Origin of the sequence: Massilia sp. H6, assembly GCF_024802625.1 — a bacterium.
Lineage (GTDB): Bacteria > Pseudomonadota > Gammaproteobacteria > Burkholderiales > Burkholderiaceae_D > Telluria.
This window is the reverse complement of the sequence record NZ_CP103371.1, coordinates 567,282-583,682: the sequence shown is the minus strand read 5'-3', so window position 1 is coordinate 583,682 and position 16,401 is coordinate 567,282. Positions and strand designations below refer to the sequence as shown.

Genomic DNA, 16,401 nt, shown 5'->3' with positions numbered 1-16,401 from the left:
TTCCTTCGGCGGCGAGCGTGTATATTCTGGCGGCTTCATCCCATCAGTTAGCACCGATTGAGCCATCGAAGGAATCTATGAAGATCGTCCGCCTCGCCGCCGCCGTGGCTATCGCCATGACCGGCTTCGTCCACGCCCAGGACACATCCCCGCCGCCTGCGCCGACGCCCGCGACCCCACCGTCGCCGGCCACCGCGACCCCGTCCGCCACCGCCGCGCCAGCCCTGCCCGCCGTCGAGAATTCGGTCGTCAAGATCTTTGCCACCGTGCGCCGCCCGGACCCGTACAAGCCGTGGGCCAAGCAGTCGCCCGTCGATGTCACCGGTTCGGGCGTCGTCATCGAGGGCAGGCGCATCCTGACCAATGCCCATGTGGTCGGCTACGCCAGCCAGGTCGAGGTACAGGCCAGCCAGTCGGGCGACAAGGTATCGGCCAGGGTGATCGCCCTGGCACGTGGCCTGGACCTGGCGGTGCTGGAACTGGACGACCCATCCTTCTTCGACAAGCGCCCGCCGGTCCAGCGCGCGGCAATGCTGCCGGACGTGCGCGAAGCGGTGTTCGCCTATGGCTATCCGGTCGGCGGCAACTCGCTCTCGACCACCCGCGGCATCGTCTCGCGGGTGGAATTCGTCGGCTACGGTTCGTTCAGCTCGGGCCTGCGCATCCAGATCGATGCCCCGATCAATCCGGGCAACAGCGGTGGCCCGGTGATCGCCGGCGACAAGATGATCGGCCTGGCCTTCTCGATGGCGGCCGGCGCGCAGAATATCGGCTACGTGATCCCGAACGAGGAAATCGAACTGTTCCTGAAAGACGTGGCCGACGGCCGCTACGACGGCAAGCCGCTGCTGCACGACAGCATCCAGACGCTCGAAAACCCGGCCCTGCGGCAATTCTTGAAGCTCGATAAATCGGTGTCTGGCGCCGTGGTGCACCGTCCGTACAAGTCGGATGCCGCATGGCCTCTCAAGGAATGGGACATTGTCACCCATATCGGCGAGCATCCGATCGACAACCAGGGCATGGTCACGCTGGGCTCGAACCTGCGCGTGCGCTTCCAGTACCGCATCCAGCAGGTGGCGAAAAACGGCAAGGTGCCGATGACCATCGTGCGCGGCGGCAAAACGATGCAGGTGGAGGTGCCGGCCAGCGGCCCGCGTCCGCTCCTGATCCCCGACCTGAACGGAGGCTATCCCTCGTATTTCGCGTACGGTCCGGTGGTGTTCACGCGCGCGACCAATGAGTTCCTGTCCTTTCTGGCGTCGAGTGCGCCGGCGATGAACGCCTATAGCTTCAACGACAGCCCCTTGGTGACCCAGCGCGGCGATTCGCCTAATGCGGCGCGCGAAGAGCTGGTGGTGATCAGCAGCCCGTTCTTCCCGCACAAGCTGGTGAGCGGCTACAGCAATCGTTTTGGTTCGGTGGTCGATTCGGTCAACGGCATCAAGATCCGCAGCCTGGCGCACCTGGTGGCGACCCTGCGCGACCTGAAGGAAGAACACGTCGTGTTCAGGTTCGAACAGCGCTATGGGGAGACGATGGTTTTGCCGCGCAAGGCCACGCTCGACGCGACCGACGCGATCCTGTCGGATAACGGGGTCCGGACGCAGGGATCGGAAGATATGATGAAGGTGTGGAACGGCAAGTAAGGTTCGCCCCTATGCCAGCTGTCGCCGAGTGCGCGGGCCGGTTTTCCGCCCACGCGCTCGGCCAGCCGGATCAGCCCTTCTTCTCCGACTTCACCGGTACAAACAGCAAATCCTGGAAGTCATAACTGAAGTCGGTCTCGGTCGACACCGGTTTCATGCGCATCCGCTCGATGCTGCCGTCGTGGTCCAGCGAAAAGGTCACGTAGGCATCGGCGTTGAAGTTGCGCTCCTTCCAGCGCACGATGAAGGTGTCGTGCTGGAAATGCTCCAGCTCTCCCGTCAGGTCAGGCGTCTTGGCAAACGACAGCACCTGCTTGCCTCCCACGCGCTTGATGGTGGCCAGCCCATACCACTGGTCTTGGTAGTCGCCTTCGTAGGCAGCCAACGCCAACGAAGGTTTTGAGCTGGCTGCGCGGGTGGCGCTTTCTTTTTTCAGGCGCGCCGCTTCCTTCTCGGCGCTCTCGCGCTCGACCTCGGCCACACGGCCGATCCAGTCGGTGGGGGCCACGTTCAGGTAGTGGTCCAGCAAGCGGTACTGCAGCGCCGACAGCGACGGGCCGCTTTCGGCGTTGGTGAAGATCGCGATGCCCAGCTTCGCTTCCGGCACCAGGAGCACACGCGAATAGAAACCCTGCAGCGCGCCGCCGTGCATTGCCACCAATTTGCCCTGGTAGTCGCGCAGCTGGAAGCCCAGGCCGTAGGCGTAGAAATTTGGCTTGGTCGCGGCCAAGGGTGGGCGCGGCTGGCTGATCTTCATGGGCGTTTGCGGCGTCCACAGCTCGCGCGACTGCTTCTCGGAAAACAGGCGCACCTCCTTGCCGTCGGCCCCTTTCGCGACGCGGCCATTATCGAGCAGCACGTTCATCCAGCGCGCAATGTCCTCGGCGCTGGTGTTGATGCCCACCGCGCCGACCGCGTTATCGACCGGCATCGGCTTGACCACGGCGATCTTGCCATTGATTCTGCTGTGCGGCGCCGAGACGTTGGCGAACTTCGCGTTTTCAAGCAGGCTGGTGGTGGTGGTCGCCATGCCGGTGGGCTTGAGGATCCACTCGTGCATGGTCTCGCCCCAGGTCTTGCCCGACTTGGCGGCGATGATCTTGCCGGCGACGATATACAGCAGGTTGTCGTAGGCGTAGCTGTTGCGAAAGCTCGTCGCCGGCTTGATGTAGCGGAGATTGTGGATGATCTCGTCGGTAGTAAAGGTGGTGGTCGGCCACCACATCAGGTCACCGGCACCGAGGCCAAGTCCGCTGCGGTGGGTGAGCAGGTCGCGCACCGTCATCTCGGCGGTGACATAGGCGTCGTACATGCGAAAGTCCGGCAGGTGCTTGATCACCGGATCGTCCCATTCGAGCTTGCCCTGGTCGACCAGCATGCCCAGCGCGGCAGCGGTAAAGGCCTTGGAGTTCGAGGCGATCTCGAAGATGGTCTGGCCATCCACCCTGGCCGGCTCGCCGAGCTTGCGCACGCCGAAGCCCTGCGCGACGACGACCTTGCCGTCCTTGACGACGGCAATCGCGATGCCCGGCACCTGGAAGGTCTTCATCACGCGGGTGACGTCGGCTTCGAGGTTATAGGAAATGGCCTGTTCTGCGGCTGACGGTGCGGCGCTGGTCTGGGCCAGGGCCGTGCCGCAAACGGAAAATGCGATCAGGATCGCAGCCGTAATGGCATTCTTGCGGTTCATGGAAATCACGCTGTTCGGTCCTTATTGCTTGTTCATCTGCTTGTCGACGCTGCCCTGCGTCTCCGGGTGGTAGCGCTCGCGCGCGGCCTTGTAGATGCGCTCGGCCCAGGCACGGTCATCGGCGTTGGCGCGCAGCGCGCCGTACAGCGGCACCACGAACTTCTGCCGGCCCACGCTCATCAGGAAGGCTTCCAGATGGGGGCGCACGCCGCGGTAGCCGGCGTGTACCGACGCGCGGTAGAAGCGGAAGGCCACTTCGTTATTACCGGTCTTGGCCAGGCCGAAGGCCTGGTCCAGTTCTTGCAATTGCGCGGCGCTCGCCTTGTGGTCGATATCGTTCAGGAACTTCATCCATTCGGTGGCGTTCCAGTCCTTGGTCGGCAGCTGCGCGGTCTTGATGTCGCCCTTGAGCCAGCGCGCGGTGGTGTCGTTCAGCCTGGCCAGACGCTCGGACACGGCATACCTGGCGCTGGCCGGGATACCGGTGCCGTACAGCCACTCGTCCAGTTCGGCGTCGCTCATGATCTTCGGGTTTTTTGCGAGCAGCTTGGTGCGCAGGTAGTCCACGAACTGTTCGGTGGTCACGCTCTGGAAGGCGTGCTGGTCGAACCAGCCGCGCAAGAAAGAGTCGAACGCGGCGCGGCCGGCACGCTGCTCGAGGGTGCGCAAAAACCAGGCTCCCTTCGGGTAGGCCAGGCCTTCGTCGGTGTAATGCTCGTTCGATGTATCGGGGTCGCGCGTGAGCAGCGCCTGCTTTGCTGCGGGAATCGTCTTGAGCGATTCGATCGCTTCTTCTTGCTCGAGCTGCAGGTTCATGGTCGCCACCTCTTCGCCATACATCTTCTCGAGGATGCGGGTGGTCACATAGGTGGTGAACCCTTCGTTGAGCCACCAGTGCTTCCATGAGGCGTTGGTCACCAGGTTGCCCGACCAGCTGTGCGCCAGTTCGTGCGCGATCAGGTCGACCAGGCTGCGGTCGCCCGCGATCATGGTTGGGGTCAGGAAGGTCAGGCGCGGATTTTCCATGCCGCCAATCGGGAACGACGGCGGCAGCACCAGCATGTCGTAGCGCCCCCAGCGATACGGGCCGTACAGCGATTCGGCCGCTTCCACCATCTTCTCGGTATCGGCCAGTTCGTAGGCGGCAGCCTTGATGCGCTGCGGTTCGGCATAGACGCCGGTGCGCCCGCCCAGCGTGCGCGCTTCGAGTTCGCCGATGCCGATCGCCAGCAGGTAGGCCGGAATTGGCTGCGGCATCGTGAACTTCCAGCCGCCCTTGCCAGTTGCCTTGGGGTCGTTATCGGCGCTCATCACCACGCGCATGCCTTGCGGGGCTTCGATGCGGGCGGTGTAGGTGAAGCGCACCGCCGGCGTGTCCTGGATCGGCACGAACGAGCGCGCATTGATCGGCTGCGACTGGCTGAACATGAACGGGTACTTGCCCGACATCGTCTGCTTGGGCGTGAGCCATTGCAGCGCCGCGGCGCTCGGCGCGGTCTGGTAATGAATGCGGATCTTCGACGGCTGGCCGGGAAGCGCCACGTGCAGTGCCTGGCCCTTCTCGGCGTCGAGCTTGTCGAGCGTGTAGGTCACCGGCTTCCAGGCACCCTTGGCGTCCTGCGCCTCGATTTTCGAGATTGCCAGCTCGCGGGTGTCGAGATCGAGCGTGGTGGCCGACTTGTCGATCCAGTTCAGGGTCAGGTCGGCATGGCCGGCCAGCGTCTTGCGCGCGAAGTCGGCTTTCAGGTCCAGGTGCAGGGCCGTGGTCTTGACCTGGTCGTATTTGGCATAGCTGAGTGGATCGAGTGCGAACGCATAGGCGCTCCACTGGCCGAGGATGGCGCAGGCCGCGGCGCGCAGCAGGGTGCTTGTCTTCATGGTTTCTCGCAGAAGGTAGGTCAGCCCAGGCAGGGCTGAGGGGCGCGAGCAGGATAGCATTTTCGCTGGAGCGGCGAAAGCGTCGGCCACGACGCGTTTCGCGCGGTATTGACGGGGTGGTACGGTGCCCGGCTACTCCTGAGTGACCCACACTGGCGCCGACCACAATACGTTGCCATCGTCCTGCGTGATCTTCGCATAATAGAAATGCTGGCCCGGGGTCGGGGTGAAGGTCGTCGTGGCAAGTGATGAAAGCTGCGTCACCGTCCCGCCGCGCATCGGCACGCCCTCCATGATCGCCACCGCCGCCACCCTTTTGCCCGAGGTCGATGCGAACTGCGCTTTCAGGGTGAGCGGCCCGCGGTTGCTCAGGCGCGAGCCCATCAGCCTGCCGTTGGCGGTAAAGACCAGCTGCGAGGTCTTGTCCATGGTGGCGAACACGCGCCGCGCCTTGAGCGCCTCGATGAAACTGGCGCGCGTCAGGGCGGTCCCGGTGGGCAGCAGCACGCCAGTGCGGTTGGTGTACGACGCGCCCCAATTGGCGCAGTGGTTGTCCTGGTTGGTGCTGAAGGCCAGGTGGTAGCCCGCTTCGAGCAGGCGGTTGCAGGCCTGCTCGAAACTGCTGCGCCGGGTTTCGGTTTCACGATCGTTGGTCGAGAACGCGCTGCTGTTCAACACCTCGCACAGGACCATCGCCTGGTCGCCGTCCGGCGTATACGCGAGCGGCACGCCGTTCACGACGAACTGCCCCTGCTGCGCCGGGTGGTTGAACTGGCCGACCAGGCCCCGTTCGCGCATCAGCGTGTACAGCGCCGCGTAGTCGTTGCGCGGGGTCGCCGTGTCGGCCATCAGCTCGCCCCGGGCGTTCCTTTCCCAGCCCAGCAGCTCGTCGCTGTTGAAGATGTTGATGTGGCCGCCGTTGTTGATCACGCCCCACTCCAGGCCGTAAAGCGCAAGGAAGCCGGGCCTGGTGGCATTGAACGCGGCCGCACTGGCCAGGCCGGCCTGGTACAGCGCCTTGGCGGCGGCGGGATCGGCATTGGGCGCGTTGCCGTCCGAGCCGTCGTACATATGGTTATGCTCCGAGACCGCCAGCACGTCCAGCCCGCGTCCGCGCGCGTAGGCGAACGCGGCTTCCGGCCCGTATTTCGCCTTGAGCGGGTCTTGCGAGCCCTTGCACTCGGTGAGCTCGGCGCCGCCGTCGCTGTGATTGCTCTGGCTGTGCAGGTTGGCCAGGTACACGGTGTAGGGCAGCGCGCCGGTGGCCGGCGCCATGGCTGCGGGGTTTTCCAGGTCGCGCGCACCGGGCAGCGGCGCGAAGGCCGGCATCCGCGGCGCAGGCGCGCTGCCGACGGCGATCTGCCATTCCTGCTCGACCGGCGGCTCGTGGTCGCCGCGCAGGCCGGCGCGCAGGCGCACCCGATACAGGCCGGCGGGAGCAGGCGCCGTGCCTATGCGGCCATTCCAGGTCACTGTCGCCGGCAGTGGTGCACCCGAAAACGCACGGCTGCCGCGCCAGCGCTGGGCGAGACGTCCTTGCGGATTGACCAGCTCCAGCGACCAGTCGATCGTCCCGGGCCGCTCAAGGCCGGGATAGTGGAACGACAAATGGAAGGTCCGGCGCGTACCCGTATCGGCCTGGAACGGCGCGTGCAGGGTGGCTTCGAGTTCCTGGTGCTCGGCGGGTGCCGCGATAGCGCTGCCGCAGCACAGGGCCAGCAGCAGCGCGCCAAGGATGGGGGTGGGGGTTGTGGTTTTCATAATGCAATTTTTACAATTGCACCGAATTCCGCCTTGTTCCGCACCGCCGCGCTGCTTGTTTATTTAACTACATCTATTGAGCGATTTCAACGGACTTGCGGCCCCTTAAAAATGGATGTCCGCGCGCAGCATCGGCGTACTGGCGCGCTGCCCTGCCCCACCGGTCGTCGACCGCGCATTGCCGAACTTGTTGTTCCAAAACTGGTAGCCGAGGCCGACCCGGATGCGTTTTTTCGGGTAGCCCAGGCGCGGCCCGATGTCATGCATCAGCGCCATGTCGAGATTGGTCTCGGCGCTGGTCGGGGCCCCGGTCTCGTCCAGGCCCTTGGCAGCGATGAAGTTGAGGTAGCCTTCGAAGGACCAGCCTTGCGCCACCGGAATGCCCCAACTGGCGCCGAACATCGGATGGGTGTCGTACGTGTAGCGGCCGCGCACATTGGCAATTGGCGGGAACGGGCCGCTCGGCGCATTGCTTTCGCGTAGCCACAGGATGCCGGTATTGAGAAAGCCCGGTACATCCCACGTCAGGGTCGGCCCCAGAACCAGCATGCGCTTGCGCGAGTTGTAGCCGACGTCAGTCTTGTGGTTGACATCGAAGCCGAGCGTCAAGCCCACGCCCTTGACCTTGCCGAAGCGGATTTCGGTCCCGTGCAAGGCGCCGAGGTCGAGCGTGTGGCGATACAGCAGGTAGGCTTCGCGCGCGCCGCTGCTGCTGCCGAGCGAACGCGGATCGGAACTGTCGGATTTCAGCAGATCGAGGTTCAGGTAATTGCTGCCATATTTGTAACCGCTGGCGTGGGTAAAGGCCAGTACATGCTTCTTGATGTGCCCTGGATTGAAGGGCTCGGCAAAGCGCGTGCCATAGCGGTAGCTGACGGCATTGTCGCTCCAGTCCTGCGCAGCGAGCGGCGCGCTGCAGCACAGCAGGGCGGCGCTCGCCGCCGTGAAAAACTTCCTGGTCATGTCTTGGTTCCTGAATGGTTGTCGTGATGGCTGGCCATGGCTTCGGCCGGCTGGCGTTCCACATACACGTCGATGGTGTGCTCGCGCCCATCGTCGACGAGGTCGATCGTATTTCCTTGGTGCGGCTGGCCGTCGAGAACGAGCCGCTCGCCTACCGTTGCGCGCCGTACCGTGACCAGATAATCGGTGCGGCCGCTGCGGTAACGCATGCGCAAGCTGTCCCAGCCTGCCGGCAGCAGCGGCGCCAGCGCCAGGCAGTCGAGCGTGCGCCCAAGGCCGAGCAGCGCGTCGGTCAGCAAGATTTGGGTCCAGCCGGCGACCACGCCGTCGATCATGATACAAGGGGCGCCAGCGTAGCAGCAAGACGCAGCTCCGGTAGCCGACGGTGCGACCGGGTTCGACGCGCGGATCACCTCCCAGGCACGTGTGGCCGCGCCGTCGCCGCCCAGGGCCAGCGCCATCCATGCGGCGCTGCGCCCATCCTGCGGCGTGGCCGTGGCGCTGCCCGCCAGCGCAGGCTGGACGCGGGCGGGGTCGGCGCCGGCCAGCGCGGCCCAGGCCTGCGTTGCCACGGCGCTGTCGCCATCGGCGCCAGCAATGCCATAGGCGCCACCATCCCAGCCATGTTCTTCCGCCTGCGCCTTCAGCGCCAGCACGGCGCCGCGGCAGGTAGTGGCGAAACCAAAATCGGCGCGCCGATCCGCTACCTCGGCGAAGCGCTGCAGCACGGTGGCGAGCACAAAGGCCAGCCGCACGCTCTCGGACTGGTTGGCCGAACGCTGGCCGCCTTCGTGCATGCGGGCGCCCTGCAAGGGCAGCCCGCGCGCGCCAAAGCGCAGGCAGCCGCGCAGGCCATGCACGCAGTACTGGTACAGATCGTCGCCCGCCAGGCGCGTGCCGCTCGACGGATCGCCGCCTGTCGGTTCGCGCAGCACGCCATAGTCGCCGGTCACGCTGGCATACCGGTGCAGTGCGAAAGGCAGCCACAAGAAATCCTCGACCAGGCAGTGCGCGCCGCCGATGTCCTCGCGCGCAGCCCGCAACAGCGCCGCGCGCAGCGTGGCCGGGCTACCGTGCACCGCTGCCATGGCGCCCTGTAATTGCCGGGCAGGACTGGCGCCCATGGTGCCGGCCAGCGCGCCGTAGGGCAGCCAGCCGTTGGCAAAGAGATCGAAGGCCGCATCCGGCGTCTCGACGCGCACGGTGCCGAGCAGGTCGTCCCAGAAGGCATGCACCTGGCGCAGCGCCAGCGCCGCGCCCTTGGCGCCGCCGTGCTGCTGCACGACCCGGCTCGCCGCCAGGCTGTCTGGCCCGGCCACGCCGAGCAGGAACACCAGTTCGGTTTCTGCGTCAGGACGCAGCTCGACCACCACCTGCAGGGCCGCACACGGATCGAGCGCGGCGCCGAACGCCCCCGACAAGCTGCTGCGTTCGAGCGCTGCCGGCCGCGCCAGGCTACGGTGGCGCCCGACAAATTCGCGCCGGTCGGCAGTACACGCCACCTGTGCTGCCTCGACATGGAAGAATCCAACCCGTTCGCCGAACCCAGTGCCGAAGGCATTGCGGGCCATCAGGGCGCCGCTGGCGACGTCGATGCTAGTGACCACCTGCAGGCCGGGGGCCAGGGCGGCATCGTCCATCAGCCATTGTACGTACCCGGTCACCGACAGCCGCCGCGGCGTGCTGGAATTGTTGCGCAGCCTGAGCACGGAATATTTCAATGCGTCTCCAGGCGCGACGAAACAGCGCAGCGTCGATCGGATTCCATGCGCCTCGTGTTCGTACTGCGTGTAGCCGAAGCCGTGGCGCGTCAGGTAAGGCTGGCCCGAGGGCATCGGCCACGGCGTCGGCGACCAGGCCGCGCCGCTGTCGTCGTCGCGCAGATAAAACGCTTCGCCGTCGTGCGCCGTCAGGCGCAGGTCGTCGCGGCCATACCAGGTGCCGCCCTTGCCGTCGGCCGCGGCCGTGGCGCCGAAACCGGCGTTTGCCAGCTTGTTTGCAAGTAGGTTCGCCAATGGCGCCGGCACCGACTGGCTGCCCTGGATCAGATATTCGCGTCCATCCGCCGAATAAGCGCCCACCCCGTCTCCGTACTGAAGCGGCTCGTCGAACGGCGCCGGAGTGCCGGCGCTCCATTGGCCGGCGTTCGCGCGCGCGGCAGAGGGAGCGGTAGAGGGAGCGGTGAAGGGCGCGGGCCAGGCCGGCATGGCCGGCGCCGCGCGGCGCAGCTGGTCGGCCAGCGACCCGTGCTCGCCCAGCAGCAGCACATGCGCCGCCGCGCGCAGCAAGATGCGGTCTTCTTGCTCGATATCTTCCAGCAGATGCACACGAATGCCGTCCTGGGCGCCCAGCGCCAGGCCGGCCACTTCGTCGCGCATGGTGCGGCTGTCGCACAGCACCAGCACGTCGGCGCCAAGGCCGCGCGCATTCCAGTAGGCATGCGCCAGCAGGGTTTCGCTTACCAGGGCGCTGTTCTGGCCCGGCACCAGCACCAGCAGCGGGCGGCCGGCGCCCACGCCATAGGCGTGCAAGGCGGCGCGGCCGCGTACGTTGCGTTCGATGACGCCGGCGTCGGCGCGCAGTCCTGGCACCGGATCGAGCAGGCAGCCGGCCAGCCGGTTGTAGAGCTGGGCCTGCGCCTCACCCAGGCCGGCGTGGCGCAGGAAGGCCTGGCCGTGGATCCATGCGGCGTCGATCGCCCCGGCCACGGCCTGCGCGTCGAGATAGCGCAGCGCCAGGGCGCGCGCGGCGGCGGGAGTGGCGGCCGCGCCCAGCACCAGGTCAACGGTCACCTCTTGGCCGGGCGCCAGCGTGATGCTGCGCCGGATCGCCAGCGCCGGCGCGTGCGGCGCGTCATCCAGCGGCGGCAGCGCGTCGGCAGGATCCAGGCAGGTGCTGCAAAACACCGGTGCACTGGCCTGTGCGCGCACCGTCATCATGTGCAGCACCGAAGGCGCGCCCGCCCCGAACGAGCACAGCATCGCCTGCGCCGCGTCGTCGATGCGCACCGGCTGGCCGGGTTCGCCCTGCGCCGCGTGCGGCGGCGCCAGCACGACATGACTGGTGAGTTCAAGGGTCCGCGGCAGGGCCAGCGTGTTGCGGATGCGCAGTCGCCGCAGCTCGACATCGTCGTTCGGGGCCACCACCACGTCGCACACGATGGCCAAGCCGCGCTCTTCGCGCTCGAACACTGCGCGCGCTTCGGCGAAAACGGCCTGGAAGCGTTCCGGTTCGCCAGATGCCGGGGCCTGCGCCGCCGACCAGGTGTCGCCGGATGCGCTGTCGCGCAGCACGCATCCGAGGCCGCCACCGCCTCCCAGGGGATCGGGCTGCCAGCGCGTGAGCTGGGTGTCGCCCCACCGGCTGTAGCCGCTCGCGTCGCTCGCCAGCATCACGTGATAGCAGCCATTCGAAAGCAGCTGCACTTCTGGCATGGCGCTGGCGGCGCGGTCGATCACGCGCGCGCCGCTCGGCGCCGCCGGGCGCGCCGCGCCGCCATAGGCGGCAGGCGGCGAGGCCCCGCGCGAAGGCAGCGGCTCCTGCAGCAGCGGCAACGCCGCGCGCAGTTCGGGATCGGCGGCGAAGCGGCGCTGCATCGGCGCGTCGTGCAGCGACTGCAGCAGCGCGAGCAGTCCCATGCCCTGGTGACGCGCCACTACCGTGCGTACGACATGCTGCTGCTCGCCATGTGGCAGGCGACCGGGCGTATGGTCGACCGCATCGACGAAACCATATGCGCCGTCCAGGCCTTGGTGCGCCATGCGTTCGAGATTGGCCAGGGCCAGTGATGGGGCCAGCGGCAGCGCCAGCATGGCCGCATACGGCGCGGCCACCAGGTCGGTTTGCGCGGCGCGCCGCAAGGCCGCCGCCGGCACCCCGAAACGGTGCAACTCAAAGCGCAGGGCGGCATCGACTGCATTACAGGCCGACTCCGAAAAACCCCAGGGCATGTCATGCTGGCGCCCGTGCTCCACCTGGGCGCGCACGGCGGCGTGGCCGGCATGCTCGAGCAGGCACTCGCGCCACGACGGCATCAAAAGCTGCGGCGCCAGGTAATCCGACAGCGCGCCCGAGCGCGACAGCAGCAGCTGCTCGGCGCCGGCGATGCGCAGCGGCCGTCCCAGGCTCCACCATTGCTGCTGAGGCAACTGGCCCTGCGCCACCGCCACGAAGCTGGCCATGCTCGCTTCACTGGCGAGCAGGTCGCAACTGTCGGTATCGAGCCGGCCTTCGCGGATGTGGCAACCAGCCGAGAGTATGCCGGTGTGCGGATCGAGCAGCGCGGCGAAGTCCATCGCGCCCAGGCTGCGGGCCTGGGCTGCCAGCTCAGCAGCTTGCGCCAGGAGCGCAGCGGCCTGGGTGCGGCCATCACGTACCAGCCGCGCCAGGTCGTGGTGGGTGCCGGCCGCTGGCTCGATGGCGGCAAGTTCGCGCAGCGTCGGAATGCGCGTCAGGCTGGCGTCGAACACATATTCTTGCGTCGCGCGTATCCACGGCGTCAGGGTCAACAAGTCGTCGCGCACCGCGTGGCATTGCGCCGCCAGACGCCGTGCCCAGTCGCGCAGGTCCTGCGCATGACCCTCGGCCACGGCGGCTTCGAGCGCATCGGCGGCATCGGCGGCATGGCGCAGGCATTCGGACAGGCCGGGCAAGGTGTCGGTCGCGCGGCAGCGCTTCGGGTCGAGCGCGGCCCATATCGCAGCGACCAGCTGGCGCACCGGAGCGGATTGCCCCGCGGCCAGCTCGTCGACCACGTGCAGCGCGGCGCGGATTCCGTCCAGCGCCTGGGGGCCGGCAACCGGCGCATCGGCCAGTTCGTCGAGGCCCGCAGCCAGCGTGCGCATCGACAGCGCCATCCAGCCGCTGTCGGCCGTCGCCACGCAGGCCGGTTCGCACGGCGCGAGGCTGGCGTTGTCGTAGGCGGCAAGATAGTGGCCGTGCCAGCGCTCGAGCAGCGCCATCGACGCCAGCGCGGCGTCGAGCCGCCCGAGCAATGCGCCCAGCGGCAGGTAGCCGAAATCGCGCGCAGCAAGCGTGGCCAGCAGGCCAAGCGCCATGGCGCCCGGAGTGGTGCGTGCGTCCACCAGCGGATGGGGATGTTCCTGCACGCTTTCTGGCGGCAGCCAGTTGTTGTGCGGGCCTGCGTGATCTTCGAAGAAGCTCCAGCTGCGCCGCGCCAGGCGCTGTACAAAGGCATGCCGCGCCGCCGTCAGGCGCGGTGGACGCTGGCGCAGCGGCAGGCTGGTCCACCACGCAAGCACCGGCGACAGGAACCACACCAGCAACACCGGCGCGGCAGTAAACAGAGAATAGGGGTTGGCGAAGGTCAGCAACAAGGCAACCGCCACGGACAGCGTCGGCGAAATCCACATCGTGATCCAGTTGTTGGCGATCACGCGGCCGGGACGCGACAGCGCCGGCAAGCGCCACTCGAGCTGGCGCCGGCGCGACACGTGGCGGCGCCATACCGCGCGCGCGATGCCATCGAGCTGGCACCACGCGGCATGTGGCAGGAAGCTGGCCGCCAGCGCCGCGCGCACCAGCGCCACCCTGGCACCGCGGGCCCAGGCATCGAGGTGCTGGCGCCAGGGAGCGTCGTGCGGCCGGTCGGCCAGCGCCACCAGGCTGCCGGCCAGCGCAGGCAAGAACAATACCGACAGCACGGCGCCGATCCAGAACGCGGGCGCGGCCAGCGTGCTCCAGCACAGCACCAGCAGCAACACCAGCGCCGGGGCCACCAGGCTGTCGCGCAGCGCATCGACCAGCTGCCAGCGGTAGGCTGGCGTCATGGGGTTGGCTTCGCGCGGCGTGCCGGCCTGGCCCACGACAGCGCGCACCCAGCCCGCCGACTGCCAGGCCGCGCGCACCGTGCGGTGGCGGCGCACGGCGTGCTCGCCGTAGCTGTCGGGGAAGGCTTCTTCGAGCCGGACGCCGCAGTCATGCGCGGCATGCAGGCAACCCTCGTCGACCGCGCCTGGCTTGAGCAGCGCATCGTCGGGCAGGCGTTCGCGCAGTACCCGCTCGTAGGCATCGACGTCGTAGATCGCGGCCCAGCCGAACATGCCCTGGGTGTCGCATTGGTGTCCGGCCAGCGCCGCGGCCCAGGTACCGCGCGCCCCGGCCCACAGGCGCTGGTAGCGCGTGCCCTGCCTGCCGGGCAGCGCGCCACCGATGACCGGACGCAGCATGGCGTGGCCCTCGAGGATACGGGTGCCGCCGGCATCGAGCACCGGCTGGTTCAGCGGATGGGCCATGGCGCCGACCAGTTGCCTGGCTGCGTCGCGCGGCAGGTCGATCGCGGCGTCGAGCGTGATCACGTAGCGTACTTCCGCCAGGCCGGTCGTGTTTCCAGCGGTGCGGGAAAAACGCTCGCGCCCGCAGTCGGCCCCGCGCGCGGCCAGACAGGCATTCAGGTCGGCGAGCTGGCCGCGGCGGCGCGCACGGCCGATCCAGGCCTGCTCGCCGCTGTTCCAGGTGCGCGGACGCTGCAGCATCAGGAACGGTTCGACGCGCTGCGTGAGCGTGACCGGCTGGCCGTCTTCGTCCTGCGTCTCGAAGCTGTGGCGCTGGGCATGCTTGCGGTTGAGGGCCTCGATGGCCAGGACCGCGCGCTCGACCAGTGCCGCATCGCCGGGCAGCGCTTCGGCGTCGGCATCGTGCAGGTCGGCCAGCAGGCACAATCGCAGGCGCGGGTCGCGGTTGGCCAGGTAGCGCACTTCCAGGTCGCGGCACAGGGCGTCGACCTGGGCACCGGTCGTCAGGCGCGCGGACACCGCCACCAGTGCCTGGGCCTGGCTCGGTATGCCATGGCTGAAGTCCATGCGTGGCGTGGCGGGGGGACGTGCCAGCCAGGTCGCCATCAGGTCGACCAGCGCCGTGGCCAGCGCGCTGGCGCCGGTCAGCGCCAGCAGCGCAACAATGGCCTGCAGCGCGAGGCCGGCACCGCCCTGGCGCGCGCAGACGACGGCGGCCACTGCAAACAGCAGCGTGAGCAGGCAAGTGGCGCCGATGCGCAGCGCAAGCGACGTGGCACCAGCGCGCCGGCGCAGCCACGCGTCGGCGCCAGGTCGCGCCTGAAGGCGCGCCTCGAGCGCGCCGGCGCCCGGACCGCACAGGTAGTAACCAATATGGCGCTGGCGCGGGTCAAGGCCGCCTTCGGCCGGCGCCCGGTGCACGTCTGCCAGCGCCAGCGCCGCTTCGGCCACCTCGGACTCGAGCCGCCTGCTGCTGCGCGCCAGTGTTTCGATGCTGTGCCGGTACAGGTCGCGGGTTGGGCCATCCATGCGCGCATAGCATCCGGCCGGGTCGGCGCGCAAACTGGCCTCGACCGGGCTGGTTTCTTCTAGCAGCGCGCGCCAGTCGATCGCGCCGAACTGGCGCAGGCTGGCCAGGCAGTGGCCAGCATCGATCGCGTCCGCCGCCAGCGCGTCGGCATCGTCTTGCACCTGCTGCGCGATGCTGGAGCCGTCGTCGGCCAGGCGCGCATCGATCCAGGCCAGCGCCTGTGCCAGCGCCCCGCCCCGCCCCTGCAGCTGGCGCGTGAGTTCGGCCACGAAGCTGCTGCCCATGGGCTGGACCGCGCGCGCCATGTCGGCCACCAGCAGGATCAGGTCACCCGAGCGGTGCTCGGCGGTATCGCGCATGCGCGTGGCCCAGCCTGCCGCCAGCGCCCGCGCGTGGCAGTCACGTTCGCAGCGCAGTGCAATGTCGCGCAGGCGGCCCAGCAGCGCCAGGCGCAGCGCCGCCGGAAGCAGCCGCAACTCGGCCAGCAGCAGCGGCGTGTCCTTGGGCTGGCCATCCTGGTAGGCGGCAATGAAGCGCGCCAGGCTGGCATGCTCGATGCGGCCGCCGTTCTGGGCGGCCACCTCTTGCGCCAGCACTTGCACGCGCGCGGCGGCCGGCTGCTCCAGGCAGGGCAGCACGCCTTCGTCGCCCAACAGCTGGCCGCGGGCCAGCCGGAACTGGGCATCGATCAAGGATGCATGCTCGACAATGGTGCTGGCGGCGTCCGGCAAGTCGCGGCCGTCCAGACGCGCGCGGTCGAGCGCCTGGACGGCCGCATCGAGCGCACTGGCATGGGTGGCGAGCAATATGCGCAGGCCGGGTGCGCCGTCGCCGCCGGCTAGCCGGTGGCGCGATGCAAGCTGGCGCGCGTGCCGGGTCAGGCGGGCAGCGCGCTGCGTGGCGTTCATCGGTACGTCATTGCCGCCGCTACCGGTACCAGCTTGCAGCGGGGACGCGGATTCGGCCATCGGGTTTTTTTCCAGGTTCAACAGGGTTCTCGATACTGAGGCGTGCGCTGTCGACTGCTGGCACGCCGGGCGCCCGGGGCGGTTCAGTAAGGCGGGTCAGTAGACGAACATGGCTGGGCGCGCACGGCCACCACCATGCTAGAAGAAGGTGGCGGCGCCCACTGTGCGGTGACGTACACTGGAGACCGATGCGCGGCCGGGTTGCAAG

6 protein-coding genes are annotated in these 16,401 nt (G+C 68.1%); 1 reads left to right on the top strand and 5 read right to left on the bottom strand.

The window, feature by feature from the left end:
• The first annotated feature begins 77 nt into the window (after window positions 1-77).
• Window positions 78-1,649 carry a S1C family serine protease gene (locus tag NRS07_RS02560; RefSeq protein ID WP_259210873.1) on the top strand — a complete coding sequence of 524 codons (1,572 nt, stop codon included), beginning with the start codon at window positions 78-80 and terminating at the stop codon, window positions 1,647-1,649.
• Between the two features lie 70 nt (window positions 1,650-1,719).
• On the opposite strand, the gene NRS07_RS02555 is transcribed toward NRS07_RS02560, so the two are convergent.
• The 5 genes from NRS07_RS02555 to NRS07_RS02535 all read right to left on the bottom strand — a co-directional run bounded on the left by NRS07_RS02555 (window position 1,720) and on the right by NRS07_RS02535 (window position 16,214).
• Window positions 1,720-3,339 (bottom strand): serine hydrolase, encoded by a 1,620-nt coding sequence (locus tag NRS07_RS02555; RefSeq protein ID WP_259210872.1) that lies wholly within the window; start codon window positions 3,337-3,339, stop codon window positions 1,720-1,722.
• Window positions 3,340-3,360: 21 nt separating this feature from the next.
• On the bottom strand, window positions 3,361-5,217 hold the full coding sequence (locus NRS07_RS02550; protein WP_259210871.1) for a M1 family metallopeptidase: 1,857 nt from the start codon (window positions 5,215-5,217) through the stop codon (window positions 3,361-3,363).
• Window positions 5,218-5,349: 132 nt separating this feature from the next.
• On the bottom strand, window positions 5,350-6,978 hold the full coding sequence (locus NRS07_RS02545; protein ID WP_259210870.1) for a CehA/McbA family metallohydrolase: 1,629 nt from the start codon (window positions 6,976-6,978) through the stop codon (window positions 5,350-5,352).
• Window positions 6,979-7,083: 105 nt separating this feature from the next.
• Window positions 7,084-7,941 carry an outer envelope protein gene (locus NRS07_RS02540; protein WP_259210869.1) on the bottom strand — a complete coding sequence of 286 codons (858 nt, stop codon included), beginning with the start codon at window positions 7,939-7,941 and terminating at the stop codon, window positions 7,084-7,086.
• Window positions 7,938-16,214 carry a GH36-type glycosyl hydrolase domain-containing protein gene (locus NRS07_RS02535; RefSeq protein WP_259210868.1) on the bottom strand — a complete coding sequence of 2,759 codons (8,277 nt, stop codon included), beginning with the start codon at window positions 16,212-16,214 and terminating at the stop codon, window positions 7,938-7,940. The genes NRS07_RS02540 and NRS07_RS02535 overlap by 4 nt, the downstream gene beginning before the upstream one ends.
• Window positions 16,215-16,401 lie beyond the last annotated feature (187 nt).